Origin of the sequence: Sutcliffiella deserti (assembly GCF_020037475.1) — a bacterium.
In the GTDB taxonomy this organism is placed as follows: domain Bacteria; phylum Bacillota; class Bacilli; order Bacillales; family Bacillaceae_I; genus Sutcliffiella_A; species Sutcliffiella_A deserti.
Genome location: NZ_JAIQDB010000001.1, coordinates 477,380 through 496,347, shown reverse-complemented (window position 1 = coordinate 496,347; position 18,968 = coordinate 477,380). Strand labels below are relative to the sequence as shown.

General features: G+C 37.4%; 18 protein-coding genes. 12 read left to right on the top strand and 6 right to left on the bottom strand.

The genetic code is table 11. The features are described from left to right. The first annotated feature begins 57 nt into the window (after positions 1 to 57). Positions 58 to 723, top strand: coding sequence for a potassium channel family protein (locus K9B36_RS02390; RefSeq protein ID WP_317889851.1), 666 nt, complete (start codon positions 58 to 60; stop codon positions 721 to 723). A gap of 73 nt (positions 724 to 796) precedes the next feature. Here the strand turns inward: K9B36_RS02390 and rnjA are convergent, their stop codons facing one another. Both rnjA and K9B36_RS02380 read right to left on the bottom strand, forming a co-directional pair. Beyond that, positions 797 to 2,464: a ribonuclease J1 gene (rnjA, locus tag K9B36_RS02385; RefSeq protein WP_223700399.1), complete on the bottom strand. Its 1,668-nt coding sequence runs from the start codon at positions 2,462 to 2,464 to the stop codon at positions 797 to 799. 6 nt (positions 2,465 to 2,470) lie between these two features. Next, positions 2,471 to 2,680, bottom strand: coding sequence for a DNA-dependent RNA polymerase subunit epsilon (locus K9B36_RS02380; protein ID WP_223700398.1), 210 nt, complete (start codon positions 2,678 to 2,680; stop codon positions 2,471 to 2,473). A gap of 880 nt (positions 2,681 to 3,560) precedes the next feature. Between K9B36_RS02380 and K9B36_RS02375 the strand changes: the two genes are divergently transcribed. After that, complete coding sequence (locus tag K9B36_RS02375; protein ID WP_223700397.1) at positions 3,561 to 4,460, top strand: DMT family transporter; 900 nt, start codon at positions 3,561 to 3,563, stop codon at positions 4,458 to 4,460. A 19-nt stretch (positions 4,461 to 4,479) separates the two neighbouring features. Continuing rightward, positions 4,480 to 5,265 (top strand): Cof-type HAD-IIB family hydrolase, encoded by a 786-nt coding sequence (locus tag K9B36_RS02370; protein ID WP_223700396.1) that lies wholly within the window; start codon positions 4,480 to 4,482, stop codon positions 5,263 to 5,265. 401 nt (positions 5,266 to 5,666) lie between these two features. On the opposite strand, the gene def is transcribed toward K9B36_RS02370, so the two are convergent. Beyond that, positions 5,667 to 6,221 (bottom strand): peptide deformylase, encoded by a 555-nt coding sequence (gene def, locus K9B36_RS02365; RefSeq protein WP_223700395.1) that lies wholly within the window; start codon positions 6,219 to 6,221, stop codon positions 5,667 to 5,669. Between the two features lie 342 nt (positions 6,222 to 6,563). Here def and K9B36_RS02360 point away from each other — a divergent pair, with 342 nt between their 5' ends. From K9B36_RS02360 to lpdA, 5 genes are all read left to right on the top strand, one after another. Then, a complete protein-coding gene (locus K9B36_RS02360; RefSeq protein WP_223700394.1) occupies positions 6,564 to 7,229 on the top strand; it encodes a YkyA family protein in 666 nt (221 codons plus the stop codon). 749 nt (positions 7,230 to 7,978) lie between these two features. After that, a complete protein-coding gene (gene pdhA, locus K9B36_RS02355) occupies positions 7,979 to 9,094 on the top strand; it encodes a pyruvate dehydrogenase (acetyl-transferring) E1 component subunit alpha (RefSeq protein ID WP_223700393.1) in 1,116 nt (371 codons plus the stop codon). Positions 9,095 to 9,097: 3 nt separating this feature from the next. Continuing rightward, a complete protein-coding gene (locus K9B36_RS02350) occupies positions 9,098 to 10,075 on the top strand; it encodes an alpha-ketoacid dehydrogenase subunit beta (protein ID WP_223700392.1) in 978 nt (325 codons plus the stop codon). Positions 10,076 to 10,210: 135 nt separating this feature from the next. Continuing rightward, positions 10,211 to 11,572 (top strand): dihydrolipoamide acetyltransferase family protein, encoded by a 1,362-nt coding sequence (locus K9B36_RS02345; RefSeq protein ID WP_223700391.1) that lies wholly within the window; start codon positions 10,211 to 10,213, stop codon positions 11,570 to 11,572. A 4-nt stretch (positions 11,573 to 11,576) separates the two neighbouring features. Then, positions 11,577 to 12,989 (top strand): dihydrolipoyl dehydrogenase, encoded by a 1,413-nt coding sequence (gene lpdA / locus K9B36_RS02340; protein WP_223700390.1) that lies wholly within the window; start codon positions 11,577 to 11,579, stop codon positions 12,987 to 12,989. A gap of 201 nt (positions 12,990 to 13,190) precedes the next feature. Here the strand turns inward: lpdA and K9B36_RS02335 are convergent, their stop codons facing one another. Continuing rightward, complete coding sequence (locus K9B36_RS02335) at positions 13,191 to 13,583, bottom strand: hypothetical protein (protein ID WP_223700389.1); 393 nt, start codon at positions 13,581 to 13,583, stop codon at positions 13,191 to 13,193. 342 nt (positions 13,584 to 13,925) lie between these two features. Here K9B36_RS02335 and K9B36_RS02330 point away from each other — a divergent pair, with 342 nt between their 5' ends. Then, positions 13,926 to 14,168 carry a hypothetical protein gene (locus K9B36_RS02330; RefSeq protein WP_223700388.1) on the top strand — a complete coding sequence of 81 codons (243 nt, stop codon included), beginning with the start codon at positions 13,926 to 13,928 and terminating at the stop codon, positions 14,166 to 14,168. 726 nt (positions 14,169 to 14,894) lie between these two features. Continuing rightward, entirely contained in the window at positions 14,895 to 15,791 is an 897-nt protein-coding gene (locus K9B36_RS02325; RefSeq protein ID WP_223700387.1) for a polysaccharide deacetylase family protein, read from the top strand. A 107-nt stretch (positions 15,792 to 15,898) separates the two neighbouring features. Here K9B36_RS02325 and K9B36_RS02320 read toward each other — a convergent pair whose 3' ends face one another. Beyond that, positions 15,899 to 16,327 (bottom strand): DUF1885 family protein, encoded by a 429-nt coding sequence (locus K9B36_RS02320; RefSeq protein WP_223700386.1) that lies wholly within the window; start codon positions 16,325 to 16,327, stop codon positions 15,899 to 15,901. Between the two features lie 330 nt (positions 16,328 to 16,657). Between K9B36_RS02320 and K9B36_RS02315 the strand changes: the two genes are divergently transcribed. Continuing rightward, positions 16,658 to 16,957 (top strand): DUF3055 domain-containing protein, encoded by a 300-nt coding sequence (locus K9B36_RS02315; protein WP_223700385.1) that lies wholly within the window; start codon positions 16,658 to 16,660, stop codon positions 16,955 to 16,957. A 197-nt stretch (positions 16,958 to 17,154) separates the two neighbouring features. Continuing rightward, complete coding sequence (locus K9B36_RS02310; RefSeq protein ID WP_223700384.1) at positions 17,155 to 17,280, top strand: GapA-binding peptide SR1P; 126 nt, start codon at positions 17,155 to 17,157, stop codon at positions 17,278 to 17,280. A gap of 106 nt (positions 17,281 to 17,386) precedes the next feature. On the opposite strand, the gene K9B36_RS02305 is transcribed toward K9B36_RS02310, so the two are convergent. Next, positions 17,387 to 18,868 carry an aminotransferase class I/II-fold pyridoxal phosphate-dependent enzyme gene (locus tag K9B36_RS02305; RefSeq protein WP_263399247.1) on the bottom strand — a complete coding sequence of 494 codons (1,482 nt, stop codon included), beginning with the start codon at positions 18,866 to 18,868 and terminating at the stop codon, positions 17,387 to 17,389. Positions 18,869 to 18,968 lie beyond the last annotated feature (100 nt).

Genomic DNA, 18,968 nt, shown 5'->3' with positions numbered 1-18,968 from the left:
TTGCAGTTATGATACAATAAAAGAAAAGAAAACATGTAGTTAATGGGGGATAAGCCATTGAAAAAGAAAGAGTTTGCCGTTATTGGATTAGGTCGTTTTGGTGGAAGCATGGTAAAAGCCTTAAGTGAAGAAGGAGTAGAAGTGCTCGCCATCGACACAGATGAGGATAAAGTTAATGAATATGCTAATGTAGCCTCCCATGCGGTTGTGGGTGATGCAACAGATGAAGCAGTACTCAGAAGTTTAGGAATACGAAATTTCGATCATGTTATCGTAGCGATAGGGGATAATATTCAAGCTAGCATACTGACAACTTTAATATTGAAAGAGTTAGGTGTTCAGCATATTACTGTAAAAGCAACAAATGACTATCATGAAAAAGTACTTAGTCGAATTGGAGCAGATCAAATTGTTCATCCTGAGCGGGACATGGGAAAAAGAATAGCCCATAATATCGTTTCGAATAATGTATTGGATTATTTAGAGCTTTCAGATGAACATAGTATTGTAGAGATTGTTGCTAGCAAAAGATTAAATGGTAATTCCTTAATAGACCTGGATATTCGTGCAAAGTATGGCATTAATATTGTTGCGATAAAACGCGGAAGGGATATTATTGTATCTCCCCAGGCTGATGAAGGAATCAGGCAGGGTGACATTCTTATTGTTATAGGTGCTGATAAGGATATCGACCGTTTTGAAAAGAATCAAGTAGAAGAGTAAGTTGCAATGAAAAAAGTCCTTTTAAAAAAGCCGTGTGCAGTTGCACATGGCTTTTTTAGAACTCCTATTTACATTAAACTTCCATAATGATAGGTAGGATCATCGGACGGCGTTTTGTTTTTTCATAAAGAAACGGTGCAAGTGTATCAGTTATTTCATTTTTGATTTCTGACCACTGAGTTGTACGGCGTTCCATCGTTTTATTTAAGTGTTTAGTAATCAGTGACTGTGCATCATTAATTAAGTCACCCGATTCCCTCATGTATACAAACCCGCGGGATATAATATCAGGCCCTGATGCGATTTTGAATTCTTTCATATTAATACTCACCACTACTACAACAAGTCCCTCTTCAGAAAGGATACGTCGATCGCGTAACACGATATTTCCGATGTCACCGATCCCGCTTCCGTCAATATAGACATTGCCCGATGGAATTTTACCGGCAACAGAAGCTTCTGACTCTCCAAGTGCAAGTACCTCGCCGTTGTCCATGATAAAGCAGTTCTCTTCAGGGACCCCACAATCAATAGCAAGTTGTTTGTGCGTAATTTGCATACGATATTCGCCGTGTATAGGCATAAAGTATTTCGGTTTAATTAAGCGCAGCATTAACTTTTGCTCTTGTTGTCCGCCGTGACCGGATGTATGGATATCACTTAATGAACCATGAATTACATCTGCACCTGCACGGAACAGCAAGTTAATTGTACGGTTTACACTTAGCGTGTTTCCTGGAATAGGAGAAGAGGAGAATACGACTGTGTCACCAGGAATGATCTGAATTTGTCTATGTGTCCCATTGGCGATTCTTGAAAGGGCAGCCATTGGTTCTCCCTGACTTCCTGTACACAGGATTGTTACTTTATTAGCTGGCATACGATTTATCTGATGTGTGTCGATAAAAGTTTCTTTTGGTGCGCGTATATACCCAAGCTCTTGCCCTATGTTAATTGCTGCCTCCATACTGCGTCCAAAAACAGCAACTTTTCTACCGTGTGATACAGCAGCTTCAATTACTTGTTGAAGACGATGTATATTAGAAGCAAATGTAGCAAAGATAACTCGTCCATCAACTTTGCGGAAGATATCCTGAATGCTTTCACCAACACGTCGTTCTGACATTGTAAAGTCAGGAATCTCACTGTTTGTACTATCAGAAAGTAGGCATAAAACACCTTCTTTGCCGATTTCAGCCATTTTGGTTAAGTTTGCAGGTTCTCCTACAGGGGTAAAGTCAAACTTAAAGTCACCGGTGTGTACAATGTTTCCTTGAGGTGTTTTTACAACAACACCATAAGAATCAGGAATACTATGTGTAGTGCGGAAGAAAGTAATGGACGTCTTGCGAAATTTTATAATATCGTCTTCTTGGATTTCAATTAACTTCGCTTTTCTCAGTAAACCATGTTCTTCAAGTTTATTTCTAATTAAGCCTAGAGCAAGCTTACCCCCATAAACAGGAACATCTATTTCACGAAGCAGGTAAGGTATTCCTCCAATATGATCCTCGTGTCCGTGGGTTACAAATAATCCTTTTATTTTTTCTTTGTTTTTAACTAAATAAGTGTAGTCAGGTATAACATAATCGATTCCTAATAATTCATCTTCAGGAAATTTTATTCCAGCATCAATTAAGATAATTTCATCCTGGAACTGAATGGCGTAGGTGTTTTTGCCGATCTCACCTAGTCCTCCTAAAGCGAAGACCGCTGCTTGATTGTTTTTAACAAATTTCATTTTCTATCAAATCTCCAATACTTTATAATTTTCTGATTGTTTTTCATACTCAAGATAAGCTCCATCCACCACTTGGATGAACTCAATATTGTATGGTTTGTCTATTAATTTTCTGCGTACTTCAAAAACCGCCGAAGCTTCTATGTATAGAGATTCTGTGTTTTCTCTTACAGGTGCTTCTGTAGGGTTTTGCTGAAAAAAGACTTTGTATATCATTCCTATCTCTCCTTTAGTAGTTCTCTTCCGTATCCCCAAGTTATTAACTATTGGGTGGGTAGGGAAGGTATCTATAGTTATTTTATGTTTGGTTACTAAGGCGGAAGTGCCCGGCGACTCTTCATCTGAGAAAAGCTACTATGCCTTAGTCTAACCTTACAAAAAGACAACGCGCTAATCGTTTTTCTAAAAAATTATATTTAAATATAGCCGTACAGTTGGCACTTATACCATTAATACCCTATATTATAAACTATTTATCATTTTGATTCACGTTTTACTCAGTAGACAAAGCTATATGTCTGTTTTTAAATGGGATTTCTCCATTATAGATATTTCTAAGTCTTGGATATTCATGAGAAAAGAACCATATATCTTTCTATTATAAAGAGCGGTAGGGTGCTTGTAAAATTTATTACCCCTAAATATATGTAAGAGCCCTTCATTAGAAGGACTCATTAACCTAAATTAAGCAATTGTTTTTCTATTAAGGATATTGTTCATTTTTCTTAATATTTTTTTTCTTAATCTTCTAAGCATATGTGCCTCACTCCTTATCAAGGTATGTCCAGGAAGTTATTTGTAGTATGTGCTAAAAGGACATCAAGTTATTAGAGAGAAAATTATTTCACCCAAGGAATGGCCAATATCTGCTTGTTGGTAGATTTTTTTAGAGCTTTATTTGGTATTTTGAGTCTAAATGAAATGCTATATTTAGCTATAGAGTATCATAAGTACGGGCTCTTGGGAATAAGCATCGGGAGATTCTTTTTAGTTATAAAATAAAAAGACCTATTGACAGTAAACGCTTTCCTCATGTAGGTTAAGTGTAAATTTATATTTCGTAACCCTAACAAAGTGAGTTTAGGCGGTTGATAAGATGAGAAAATTATATTTGGCATTAATTACATTAAGTTTAATATGGGGAACATCTTTTCTATTCATTAAAATACTTGTGGGTGAGTTAGGAGTCTGGGGTGTCGTTTTTTGGAGGTGTGCTTTTGGGGCGGGAACATTACTGGTTCTACTAGCATTTCAAAGGAAATTACCTGAACTAAAAAAGGTTCCATGGTTCCCAGTCCTTTTGATTGCACTACTAAATAATGCGCTTCCCTGGGCGCTGATTGCCGTAAGTGAAATGTCCATTAGCAGCAGTCTGGCTTCTGTTGTAAATGCAACTACTCCCATGTGGACCATCTTAATAGGCTTTACTCTTTTCGCTAGTAAAATGGAAAAAACCCAATGGATTGGATTAGGTGTAGGATTTTTTGGGATACTTGTACTTTTAGAGCTGAATATCGTGCAACTTTTTCAAGATAACTTACTTGGTGTAGGGACAATGCTAGGGGCAACAATTTGTTATGGATTTGGTGCTCATTTAAGCAGAAAACATCTCAAAAACATTCCAATCACAATCATATCTTTTAGTACGTTGGCTTTAGCGGGAATAATCTCGGGTTTAATGTCATTATTTTTCCAACCTGAAGCCTTCTTGCAATTAGGAAGCATAACCGTGTTTTTTTCGTTAATAGGTTTAGGAGTATTCGGCTCAGGAGTTGCTTACCTGCTTTATTATTATATGGTAAAAGAGGGGAGCGCGGAATTTGCATCCCTTGTTACTTATATTGTACCTTTAACGGCCATGCTTTGGGGAAGTATACTATTAAATGAACAAATCACTTTTTCTATGCTCATTGGTTTGGTTCTGATCTTTAGTGGTGTATACTTGTCTTCGTACAAAACAAAAAAGCAAAAATTAGAAAATAAAATTGTAGCTTAAAAAATTTAAGGTGGTAATTATGGATAAAAACAGTAAAATAGTTTTCTTTGATATAGATGGCACATTACTTGACCACAATAAAGAGCTTCCGTTATCTACTAAAAAGGCAATTGCAAAACTAAAAAATAATGGCGTATACGTTGCAATTGCAACCGGTAGGGCACCTTTTATGTTTGAGGATTTGCGAAAAGAATTAGATATAGAAACCTTCGTAAGCTTTAATGGTCAATATGTGGTGTTTGAAGGAGAGGTAATCTACAAAAATCCGCTAAGTGTCGAAAAAATGAAAGTTCTGCGCAAGTATGCAGAGCAGGAAAAGCACCCGTTAGTTTATTTGAACCACAAGACAATGAAAGCAAATGTGCAAAATCATCCTTTTATACATGAGAGTATGGGGAGCTTAAAGTTTAAGCATCCAGAACTTCAATCATCCTTCTTAGAGGAAACAGAAATCTATCAAGCTTTGCTATTTATAGAAGAGAAAGATCAGCAAACATACCTTGAAGCTTATAAAGATTTCCACTTTATCCGCTGGCACTCTTATTCTACAGACATATTGCCAAAAGGCGGATCCAAAGCAATCGGAATTGAACGAATGTTAGAACGCATGCCATTTAAGAAAGAAAATGTATATGCTTTTGGTGATGGTTTAAATGATATCGAGATGTTAGAGTATGTAGGTACTGGGATAGCTATGGGAAATGCTCATGCAGAGTTATTAAAAGTAGCAGACAGAGTAACGAAGGATGTAGCCGAAGATGGCATTCAACATGGCCTGGAACTTGTGGGCCTTCTAGGGAAATAGCTTAAAATAAAAGGCTCTGTTAAAGATGATGCTTGATAATCGTACATCACCAGCGACGTTTAACCTAGCCAAATAAAAAGAGGTCGGGACAAAACTGAAATAACTCTTACAAAAGACGAAAAATTTTAGTACCGGCTCTTAAAGGCGCTATTGATTTCCGTGCAAGACTTCGCTTTCCGCGGGTGACCCGTGAGCCTCCTCGGCTTCGCCTGCGGGGTCTCACATTGGCCACTTCTCCCGCAGGAGTCTTCGTCTTGCACTCCAATCAACCGCTTGGGTAACCTTAAGACTAAACGTATATTTAAAGACATTAAAAAACCCGCACTAATTTGATTTGAAAAAACTCAAATTAGTGCGGGTTTTTCTTAGGCTAAAACAGTTTTGTCCCAACCACTTTTTTATCATCTTTCAACAGGTATCGCATTTTGAGGGGCTTGAAAAGGGTCTTGAGGATTTATATGATCGTAAAACATAATTCCATTCAAGTGATCAATTTCATGCTGAAATACAATAGCGACAAACCCTTTTAATCGTAATTTAACTTCTTCTCCATCCAATGTTGTTCCTTTAACAGTGACTCTGGCATATCTAGGGACAATTCCCGGTACGTCTCGTTCAACTGATAAGCAGCCTTCCCCTATAGTAAGATAGCTTTGCTCTACAGAATGGCTGACTATTTTTGGGTTAAATAATGCATAGCTATACTGTTTTCCGGCTTCATCTGCTACATGTACGGCAATCATTCTTTTTGGTACATCGATTTGTGGTGCTGCAAGCCCCACCCCTGGTCGCAGTTTATATTGAGCGGATACTTCTGGGTCTTGGCTATTTTTAAGGTAACCCATCATTTCGCTTAGAATTTCTTTTTCTTCTTCGGTGGCTGGAAGTATTACCTCCTTGGCAACAACCCGTAGCGTTGGATGTCCTTCTTTAATGATATCATTTGTGGTTAACATCGTTTTGGTTCACTCCAATCTTTTTCAACAAATATAGGAAAATCAATAATGACTTTGATTAAGTTATTTTAACAGAAAAAACGTGAGGAAGGGAAAGTATTAAATTAATTTAGGTTACATAATAAATCTAGCATCAAGAGAGAGGAAGTTGTTTTATTTAATTGTTTTTAACAATTCGTTGTTTTGTATCTTTTTTGTGCTCATGACTGCCGAGTGTGGGGCTTACAGGATTAATCTTAACGAAACAAGCTACACAAAAAGAGCCTTAAAAGTAAATAGAGGTTGTCAAAATCAATTTTAAATTTTATAGTTAAAGAGGATAAAACGTTAGGGGGATTTAAATTGCGTCATTGGAAAAAATCGATTGTTTCATTTGCTTTTGCGAGTACACTTTTACTAACAGGTTGTATAAATGGGGAATCTCCTGAAAAAGAAATTTTTGAAACTCTGGAAGATGTAGTAAGTCTCGAAGAAAGTTTTGAAGCTCAACAAGAACCTTTATTGAAATTAGAAAAAGAAGAACAAGAAATTTACGAAGAAATAATGAGTCTTGGGATGAAAGAGTTTGAACAAATTGTCAAGCTTTCTGAGGAAGGATTAGCACTTATAGAACAACGCCAGGAAGCAATGGAAATCGAAAAAGAGAGCATCGAATCGTCTAGAGAGAAATTTGAAGAGGTTAAAACCTCCATTGAGTTATTAGAAGATGAGGAATTAAAAACAGAAGCTCAAAGTCTTTATCAACTTATGGAAAAGCGTTATGAAGCATATATGATATTGTTCAATCAATATAAAGAGTCAATCGAACTTGACAAAGAATTGTATACTCTCTTCCAAAAGGAAGATCTAACATTAGAGCAATTACAACTTCAAATAAGTAAAATAAATGAAATGTATGATAAGATAAAAGAATCTAATCAAACCTTTAATGAATATACTGAGCAGTATAATGAAGCGAAGTTCACCTTCTACAAGAATGCTGGACTTGATGTAGAATATAATAATTAATTGGATTGTCTGCACCCTTTTCACTAGAAGAGGGTGTTTTTTATATGTTCCAATAAAGTTGTCTTATAACAAAGCTTTTTACAAAGGCTGCTGCTATTAGCGTGTGAAAAATCAGGGATTTAATTTTTTAATGTCCCACTCGCTCAAAAGAGTAATCTCTTACATTAACAGGAAAAGAGCACGAAACAAATAACAATAAGCAAAGCAATGCAAAAACTGCCTATAACAATAAGAACTAACTATATTTTAAGTAGTTCCTCCTAAAAGGATGGTTATTGTTTAGTGAGAAAGGGAAAAGGATAAAGATGATTCACCCTTCATCTTGATTCTTTTTATATTTAGTGTCTTGCAGGTTATGAATATTCGTAGAAAAGTGCTCTTTACTTTGAATAGGATATAGATTTAAACTTTTATAATACAGAACGTGTAATTGTATTAGTACAGATTGAATCCCTATATATTATACACAGTCAAAATAATTACAACTTCGATAGATGCAAAGAGATTGACGGGGAAATCGGGGTGTTGTAAACTTAAAACTGTTGTATTAATATATTTCTTAGAAGGATTAATACAGGTATTTATATATGCTAGATATTGCATTGATAATGAGCTGAAAAAGAGAAAAAGTGCATTTTTGCATAGGAAGCAGAAAAATGTCTTTTAAAGTATATTTTTGGGTAACCTAATTTTGTGTGTAAAACTATGTATTAATGAGTTTCTCTTAATAGAAAGGATAGGTGATTTAGATGGCTGCAAAAACAAAAAATGCTAAATTCGATCCAAAGCAGCAGTTAGCGAAAGTGGAAGAACAATTTCAAATGTTTCAAATTTTGAATGAAGAAGGCGAAGTAGTGAATGAAGCTGCAATGCCTGATTTAAGTGATGACCAATTAAAAGAATTAATGCGTCGTATGGTATATACGAGAGTTCTTGATCAACGATCCATTAGTTTAAATCGTCAAGGACGTTTAGGGTTTTATGCTCCTACAGCTGGACAAGAAGCGTCTCAATTGGCCTCTCAATTTGCATTAGAGAGCGATGATTTCATCCTTCCGGGATATCGTGATGTTCCTCAAATGATTTGGCATGGTCTACCTTTATATCAAGCGTTCTTATTTTCGCGCGGTCATTTCCACGGTAACCAAATGCCTGAAGGTGTAAACTTATTACCGCCACAAATTATTATCGGTGCACAAATCATCCAAACTGCAGGGGTAGCTCTTGGTTTGAAGAAAAAAGGTAAAAAGGCAGTTGCTATTACATATACAGGTGATGGTGGTGCTTCACAAGGTGACTTCTATGAAGGATTAAACTTTGCAGGAGCATATCAGGCACCTGCGATCTTTGTTGTTCAGAATAACCGTTTTGCAATTTCTACTCCGGTAGAAAAGCAATCAGCTGCAGGAACGATTGCACAAAAAGCAGTAGCTGCTGGAATTCCTGGGGTGCAAGTCGATGGGATGGATGCTTTAGCAGTTTATGTAGCTACTCGTGATGCACGTGACCGTGCTGTTAACGGAGAAGGTCCGACATTAATTGAAACATTAACTTACCGTTATGGCCCACATACGATGGCTGGAGATGATCCAACACGTTATCGTACTTCTGAACTTGATAATGAGTGGGAAAAGAAGGATCCTCTAGTTCGGTTCCGTAAGTTTCTTGAAAATAAAGGTGTATGGAACGAAGAAGAAGAAAATAAAGCAATCGAAGAAGCAAAAGAAGATATCAAAGTTGCTATTAAGAAAGCTGATGGCCAGCCAAAGCAAAAAGTTACTGACTTAATCTCTTTCATGTATGAAGAGTTACCTTACAATCTAAAAGAGCAAAATGAAATTTACAAAGAGAAGGAGTCGAAGTAAGCCATGGCGCAAATGACAATGATTCAAGCAATCACTGATGCGTTACGCACAGAATTGAAAAATGATGAAAACGTCTTATTATTCGGTGAAGATGTAGGTCAAAACGGTGGAGTTTTCCGCGCAACTGAAGGCCTTCAAGCTGAATTCGGTGAAGACCGTGTGTTTGACACACCACTTGCAGAATCTGGAATCGGCGGACTTGCGATTGGTTTAGGTTTAACTGGATTCCGTCCAATTATGGAAATACAATTCTTCGGTTTCGTTTATGAAGTAATGGATTCCGTAAGTGGACAACTTGCTCGTATGCGTTATCGTACAGGCGGTAGATGGACTGCTCCTGTTACAATACGGTCCCCATTTGGTGGAGGTGTGCACACACCAGAACTTCATGCAGATAGTTTAGAAGGATTAATGGCACAACAGCCTGGTCTGAAAGTAGTTATACCTGCAACTCCGTATGATGCAAAAGGTCTATTAATTGCTGCAATTCGCGATAATGATCCGGTTGTATTTTTGGAGCACATGAAATTGTATCGTTCCTTCCGTCAAGAGGTACCTGAAGAAGAGTACACAATTGAACTAGGAAAAGCTGATATAAAGCGTGAAGGTTCAGACCTTACTATGATTACTTATGGTGCAATGGTACATGAATGCCTGAAAGCAGCAGATGAGTTAGAGAAAGACGGCACATCAGTTGAGGTTATTGACTTACGCACAATCAGTCCGATTGATATTGAAGCTATCATTACATCTGTAGAAAAAACAGGTCGTGCAATGGTTGTTCAAGAAGCACAAAAGCAAGCAGGAATTAGCGCACAAATCGTTGCTGAAATTAATGACCGTGCAATTCTTAGCTTAGAGGCGCCAGTGCTACGTGTTACAGCACCTGACACAGTATTCCCATTCTCACAGGCTGAGAATGTATGGTTACCAAACCACAAAGATGTATTAGAAACAGCAAAAAAAGTTTTAAACTTCTAATATAGAGACAAATGAAGTAGTCCATTCCATTTCAAACTTAACAAATGGAATGGGCTATACCATTTATTCATAATAGCGGACAGACGCGCTGCTTTGGCTTAAAAGAAGAGCATATATAATAGGAGGTTGAATACTTTGTCATTTGAATTTAAACTGCCAGATATTGGTGAAGGTATCCACGAAGGTGAAATAGTTAAATGGTTTGTAAAACCAGGTGATGAAATCGATGAAGATGATATTTTAGTTGAAGTACAAAACGATAAAGCTGTTGTAGAAATCCCTTCTCCAGTTAAAGGGAAAATCTTAGAGTTGAAAGTGGATGAAGGTACGGTAGCAACTGTTGGCCAAACCATTATTACGTTGGATGCTCCTGGTTATGAAGACCTTAAGTTTAAAGGTGATCATGGTGATGACAACAAAAAAGAAGAAAAAACAGAAGCACAAGTACAAGCTACTGCTGAAGCTGGACAAGATGTGAAGAAAGAAGAAGCACCAAAGCAAGAGTCTGCTGGTGAAACAGGGGCAGGTGCTCAAGAACAGGTAGAAGTTGATCCAAACAAGCGTGTTATTGCAATGCCTTCCGTTCGTAAATATTCCCGTGAAAAAGGGGTAGAAATACGTCAAGTGGCAGGTAGCGGAGATAATGGGCGTGTCCTGAAGAGTGACATTGATGCATTCCTTGAAGGCGGAAATTCAAAAGCTGAAGAAACGCAAGCTGTAAATGAAACACCTGCAAAAGAAGAAACAAAAACCGAAGCAAAACAAGATAAAAAACAAGCTGTTCCAACTGGGCAATATCCAGAAACCCGTGAGAAGATGAGCGGAATGCGTCGTGCAATTGCAAAAGCAATGGTTAATTCCAAACATACTGCTCCGCATGTTACACTAATGGATGAAATTGATGTTGCAAATCTTGTTGCTCATCGTAAACAATTCAAAACAGTTGCAGCAGATAAGGGTATTAAGTTAACATTCTTACCGTACGTAGTAAAAGCGTTAACTTCTGCCTTACGAGAGTATCCTGTGCTAAACACTTCTTTAGATGATGCAACAGACGAGATTGTACACAAACATTATTACAATATCGGTATTGCAGCAGATACAGAAAAGGGACTATTAGTACCTGTAGTGAAAGATGCTGACCGTAAGTCGATCTTCTCGATTTCAAATGAAATTAACGAACTTGCTGGAAAAGCACGTGATGGTAAATTAGGTTCCGATGAAATGAAAGGTGCTTCTTGTACAATTACGAACATCGGCTCTGCTGGTGGACAGTGGTTCACACCTGTAATTAACCATCCGGAAGTTGCTATTCTAGGAATTGGACGTATTGCTGAAAAACCAGTCGTGAAAGATGGAGAAATTGTAGTAGCTCCAGTTCTTGCTTTATCACTAAGTTTTGACCATCGTATGATTGATGGTGCTACTGCGCAAAATGCGCTAAACCACATTAAGCGTCTGTTGAACGATCCACAATTATTGTTAATGGAGGGGTAATTAAATGGTAGTAGGAGATTTCGCAATTGATGTAGATACACTTGTCATTGGTTCAGGCCCTGGCGGTTATGTTGCAGCGATCCGTGCTGCACAATTAGGTCAAAAAGTAACTATCGTTGAAAAAAATACGCTAGGCGGAGTATGTTTAAACGTAGGGTGCATTCCATCTAAAGCACTTATTTCTGCTGGACATCGCTTTGAAACAGCGCAGCATTCTCAGGATATGGGAATAACTGCTGAAAATGTAACGGTTGACTTCTCTAAAGTCCAAGAATGGAAAGCTGGAGTCGTTAAGAAATTAACTGGCGGTGTAGAAGGTCTCCTTAAGGGAAATAAAGTTGATATAGTGTCAGGAGAAGCGTACTTTGTAGACGGTAATACCGTGCGTATCATGGATGAAAACTCTGCTCAAACTTATAAGTTTAACAACTGTATTGTTGCAACAGGATCTCGTCCAATCGAAATTCCTACCTTTAAGTACTCAAAACGTGTTCTAGATTCAACAGGAGCATTAGCTCTAAAAGATATTCCGAAAAAGATGATTGTCATCGGTGGAGGGTATATTGGTACAGAACTGGGTACAGCATATGCTAACTTCGGAACAGAAGTAGTAATCGTGGAAGCAGCTGATGAGATTCTAGCTGGCTTTGAAAAGCAAATGAGTTCATTAGTAAAACGTAACCTTAAGAAAAAAGGTAATGTGGAAATCTTCACAAAAGCGATGGCTAAAGGCGTTGAAGAAACAGAAGATGGCGTAAAAGTTACAATCGAAGTAAAAGGCGAAGAGCAAACAATCGAAGCTGATTACGTTCTGGTAACTGTTGGCCGTCGTCCTAACACTGATGAACTTGGTCTTGATCAAGTGGGCGTTGAAATGTCTGACCGCGGGGTAATCAAGATTGATAAGCAATGCCGCACAAGCGTTTCAAACATCTATGCAATCGGTGATATAGTCGAAGGACCACCTCTTGCACATAAAGCGTCTTATGAAGGTAAAATTGCAGCAGAGGCAATAGCTGGACATTCATCAGAAATTGACTACCTTGGCATCCCTGCAGTGGTCTTCTCTGAGCCTGAATTAGCATCCGTAGGTTATACCGAAAGCCAAGCAAAAGAAGAAGGGCTGGAAGTTGTGGCGTCCAAATTCCCGTTTGCAGCTAACGGTCGTGCTCTTGCACTTAATGCAACAGACGGATTCTTAAAGTTAGTGACTCGTAAAGAAGATGGACTAATCATTGGCGCGCAAATTGCAGGATCTAGCGCTTCTGATATGATTGCAGAACTTGGTCTTGCTATCGAAGCTGGAATGACAGCAGAAGATATTGCAATGACAATTCACGCACATCCAACTCTTGGAGAAATTACGATGGAAGCAGCGGAAGTTGCAATGGGAAGTCCGATTCATATAATAAAATAAATAATTAAAAGTTTAGGAACCTTAGGATTTTAAATCCGAGGTTCTTTTTTTGTTTGAAGGATAGAGTATGTGCATTCTATAATACAAGAAACCACTTGAAATACCAGAGAAAGGATAGAGTAGGGTCACCAGTTCTGATGAATGGTGAGAGCAGGGGGGAGTGGAATAGTCTTGTACATACAAAAAACAGAAGCCTGAATCTTAATATTCAGTGTCTTCTGTTTGATTTAAGGCTTGTTCAATTGAACCAATTATTTCATCTTTTTGAAGAGTTCCATCCACTTGGGTCACTACTTTATTGTTGCTCACAACAAGTAAAGAAGGGGTGTTTTTTATATTAAACTGCCGATAGAGAGTTTTTTCATTGTTAAATTGAGCAACTTTTAGGTTGGCAACCTCGTCTGGAAAATTTCTTTTTAAATCAATGATAGCATCATAATATGTACTTTCTTCTTGTAAATTCGACTCGTCTGTGAAAAATACAAGAGTTTTAGAATCATCGGGAAATTGAATGTGAGTGATGGTTTCATTTTCTTGGCAAGAAGACAATATGAAAAAAGACAACGATAAAAAAAAGACAAAGCCTCTAATCATTTCAATCCTCACTTTCTTTTTCTGAAGTATATCTCATTAATATAGAGCGCAACTATTTACGTTATTTCGACTTATCTTAACATGAAAAAAAAGCAAATAAACGCTTGTCATGTAATTGTTACAAAATTGAAAAATAGAATGTTTATTAATAGCATAAATATTACAAAGGTTCTTCTAGAGTAGATTAAGGCTGTTAAAAATGCTTCTTTAGAAAGAGTACTAGCTAGAACCGCGCAAATAATCGGTAATTGTAATGGTTGGTAGCAACTTACGTAAAAGCAACACTCAATGAGAAACCATCCTCAAGTAAAGGTAATGTATATCAGGCAGGGGGCTACTGGCATGAAAAGTTATCTTGTGTTTTTAATACAAAATATACTTTTTGGGACGTATAGTATCATTGAATGGTTTTCCGTTCATGATAAAATGCAGGCGAAATTTATTTTATTAGGTATAATCGTTTATCTTTGTTATATTTTAGCCACACATTTGATAGGAAAGAAAAAGCAGGCAGCAATCATCACTGCAATTAGCTTCATTTTCTATTTTAGTTTCCAAAGTCTTTTTTATTACATGATGTTTTAGATCTTTCTTTTCTTTTGTTGTTTTTTTAAAGAAATTCTACGTGGAAAAAAGTAGGTTTTATTTCTTGGAGGCTTGTTTCCATTTCTTTTCGCTAGGCTACCCTGAATATAATCTATATTCTTGCGCCATGGTGCGAATTTTCATTAGCATGGTGTCACTGTTAATAACGCTATCCAGCGATGATTAGAGTAAAAGGCGGAGACTCCACGTCCGCCACGGTGAGGCCACTGAAAAACTGAAAACATATAGTTTTTGGTGGCTTCTAGCAGTGGATTGGAGCAAATGGCGTAGACTCCAGCGGGGGAGTAGCGACAAACTTGAGACCCCGGAGGGCATAGCCCGAGGAGGCTCAAGGTCGCCCCGCGGATAGCGAAGCCATTTGCGGAAAGTAACAGCGGAGTTTAACCCAAACCTAAAATTATGTACTTCTTCAGTGGCCTCCGCCACGGTAGACTGGAGATTCCGCAGGCTTGCCGAGGAGGCTCCAGCACCGCCCTGTGGAACGAGTAGCCTTTTGCGAAAGTAACAGCGGCGTTTAACACAGCCTTTCGCTAAGTTAGGAGATGACCTTACCATTTTACGTTTATCTATAATGTTTCAAGGTCTATGTGACCACAGTGAATGAAAGATTTTTAACTAGTACGTCGGAAAATACTCAAAAACCATTGCAGATGGATACGGGTGCTAGTATGATTATAGAAGAACCTTACATATGGAGGAGAAAACATGAAAAAATGGATGTTACCGATAATGATAATCCTCCTTACCGCTTGTAATGCTTCACCTCAGAATGAAGATGGACAAGCGATTGAAGAGGAACAAATCAAAGTGGAAGATGAAAATCAACAGAATGAAAGCGATGAGGAAGAGCAAAAACCTGTAGAGGAAGCCTCAGGTAGTGAAGATACTTCTGATACTGATGAAGGGGATACCTCAGAAAATGGCAATGAGGTAGAAAATAAAATAAATGAGCCGCAATATGCTATAGATCCAAATGATTCCTCGGTAATTCCTTTAAGTGATGCTAAATCTGAAGTTGTCCTGTTAACAATAGATGATGCTCCAGACCGTTATGCCTTAGAAATGGCCAATACATTAAAAGAGTTAAACGTAAAAGCTATATTCTTCGTTAATGGTCATTTTTTACAAACGGACGAAGAACAGGAAATTTTAAAAAAGATACATGAAATGGGTTTTCCAATCGGCAATCATACGATGAATCATAAATCATTACGCCAAATTTCGGAAGAAGAGCAATATGAGGAGATTGTTGCTTTGAGTGATCTTATAGAAGAAATTGTAGGAGAACGTCCCCGTTTCTTCCGAGCGCCTTTTGGTATAAATACGGACTACTCTGCAGAACTAGTAGGTAAAGAAGGCATGGTTCTTATGAATTGGACATATGGATATGATTGGGAACAGGAGTATACCAATGCAGAAGCAATAGCTGACATAATGGTAAATACAGAGCTATTAAGGAATGGTGCGAACCTTCTCATGCATGACAGAGAATGGACGAATGCAGGGCTTGCAGATATAGTAAAAGGGCTACAAGAAAAAGGGTATGATATTGTCGACCCTGATCTAATTGAAGTTCCATCTGAAATTAAACAAGAAAATTAGGAGGCCTAATGGGCCTCTTTTTCTTGGTTGAAAAAGAGGCTAATCAAAATTTGCTTTTGTTTAGCCTCTTCACGAAGTCAGTTCTTTGGGACAAGTCCCTTCTTTTTCTATCGCTTATAATAATACATGATGCTTCCTGTGAATAATTTCAGCTCTGCTTCTAATTTTTTTGCGAAAAACTTACATAGTTCATTTGCTTTTCCCTTGTCCCCGTGCGTGCTTTGTTCATGTAGTGTTACTTGTATGTAAGGAAGCGGTAAATCATCACTATTTAGCGGTTGTGGTTGAGTTCCCACTCCAACCAAAATCATCTTATATCGATCCTCTATAGCTTTTAAATAAAACCATTGACCTTTACCCTCTGGGGTTTCTTTTAATTCATAAGGAAAAGCTGCCTCGCTATATTCCCAACCTAACTGTTTGCCGGTTTTGCCGGTTATTTCTTGATAATAGGATACCAATTCCTTTACATCTTCTATTGTAAGGGTTTTTTTATTAGATTTTGGAACAAGGTTAATGTATGCGCTACGGTCCATCGTGATTCACTCCTAAACTAGACAATAAACTTTGTTTCATTCTAGCACTTACTGAAAGAGTGTGACAATCATTAAGTTAAAATTCTTGCAATTTTCTTAAGTATAGAGTTATAATAATAATCAGAATATACAAACAATTATTCTCTTTTAGGATTGCTCTTTTTGTAAAGATTATTGCTATGATCTTGTAAAAAATCGGTATTTGGACCATTTACTTTCCTTTTCACGTAAAAAGTGCACAATAGCAACGCTTATGCTGGGTTGTACCAACTTACGACAAGCAACAGTCAATGCGAAAATAGCCAAAAATTAAAAGGAGGCAGGTTTCTTATGAATCTTTTTGATAAGTTTTACGATAACAATGAAAATGTACCTGTGAGATTTGTAGGTTTTACCACCAAGGATATTAGATATGACTTTGGAATTGTCTATACTAATTTATTTTTTGGAAAACCTCTCGTTATTTGTATGCAAACTGGAAGATCCACCCTCCTCGATCCTAAAGACCTTACTGACTATAACCACCTTCAACATGTATTCCGCATTGAATCTAAAGAGCAAGCAGAAGATTTAGCAGAATTTCTTTCAGAAGCAATCCCAACAAGCCCTTTCCAAGAACAATATGAATAACTAGTTTGGCCACCGTCCTTTAATGAGGCGGTGGTCTAATTTTATCTTTAATTGATATTTACTCCTGTTTAATGTGTTATACAATATAGTTATTGACATAACACATTTGAACATTTAAACTATAATTAGTTACAATAAAGCGCTTTCATTACAATTATTTTTCTGAAAAATCTACTTTGGAAAAGAGGTAATTGCGTATGGGTACAATTATTTGTCAAACATGCAATAGTGCAGTCGATCACTTTGAAGATGAAAAAGTAACGACATATTATGCTAAATGTGCTGAATGTCAGTGCACAGAGAAAGTGGAAGATTTAGACTAGAAATTTACTATAAATCCTTAAAACTAAAAACAGCAGTCGTGCAAAAAACGACTGCTGTTTCTTTATTGATATTTAAGAATTTAACTGAATCAACAGCTTGCTTGGATTATCGGATAGCTTTGTGTTCCTTGATCACACGTAAAGTTTTAAGTTCAGAATCTTCAGGGCCTTGAACTGGAAGTCCAACTTCTATCGTTTTCGTGATATAGGCTAGATTTTCTTCTGTTATGATTTCACCTGGTGTAAAAATGGGGATACCAGGAGGGTATACCATAATGAATTCTGCAATTATTCTTCCGGCTGATTTTTCAAATGGAACTACTTCTGTCTCAGAATAAAAGGCATCTCTGGGAGCAATAGCTAATACGGGAATATCCGGCAGAAATACTTTCACCTGGTTGTTACTTCCTGTTTCTTGCGCTTTATATTCTTGTGACAATTCCTTAAGTGCTTTTAGCAGTATACTTGTTTCTTTTTCGGTATCACCTGGAGTGATTATACAAAGGATATTATACAAATCGGATAGCTCGACTTCAATATTGTATTTTTTTCGGAGCCAGTTTTCAACATCATATCCAGTAAGGTTTAATTGTTTTACAGAGATTATTAATTTTGTAGGATCATAATCGAATGTAGCCTTTCTGCCAAGGATTTCCGGACCTACGCAGTATAGGTTTTCTATAGCATTAATCCCGTCTCTTGTTTTATTAGATAGTTGAATGGTTTTCTCTATTAAGTCATGTCCTTCTGTAGCAAGGCGTTTACGTGCAACGTCCAATGATGCCAATAGCAGATAGGAAGTAGATGTTGTGGTAAGCATACTCAAGATAGTTTGGATGCGGTTGACGTTAACAAGGCCTTCACGGACGTTTAATATAGAGCTTTGTGTCATGGAGCCACCCAGCTTGTGTACACTTGTTGCGGCCATATCAGCACCGGCTTGCATGGCAGACAAGGGAAGCTGTTCATGGAAGTGGATATGAACACCATGCGCTTCATCTACTAAAACAGGAACATTAAAAGAATGAGCAATCTCAACAATTTGACTTAAGTCAGCTGAAATTCCAAAGTAAGTGGGGTTTATTACTAAGACTCCCTTTGCATCTGGATGTTGCTGTAAGGCCCTTTCAACCGATTCAGTTGTAATTCCATGGGAGATTCCAAGCTCTTTATCGACTTCTGGATGAATGAAAATTGGAACTGCACCAGAAAAAACAATGGCTGACATAACCGACTTATGAACATTACGCGGCACAATTATTTTTTCGCCTGGACCACAAACAGCCATCACCATCGTCATAATTGCACCACTTGTACCTTGAACAGAGAAAAAAGTATGATCGGCACCGAAAGCTTTCGCTGCTAAATCTTGTGCTTCCTTAATCATGCCCTTGGGCTGATGTAAATCATCAAGTGGACCAATATTAATTAAATCAATGGATAATGCATTGTCACCAATAAATTGACGGAAGTCAGGATCGATTCCTGCTCCTTTTTTATGACCGGGTATATGAAACTGAACTGGATTTTTTTTAGCGTGATTTAGTAAGCCTGTAAATAATGGTGTTTCATTTTGAGAGTAGGACAAAATTATTAAGCACCTCTTTATCTTAATTAAATATATATTTTATTTTAACGTAACTTCAAACTCAGAACAAATTTGCACATAAAACAAAAGAATTATAGCA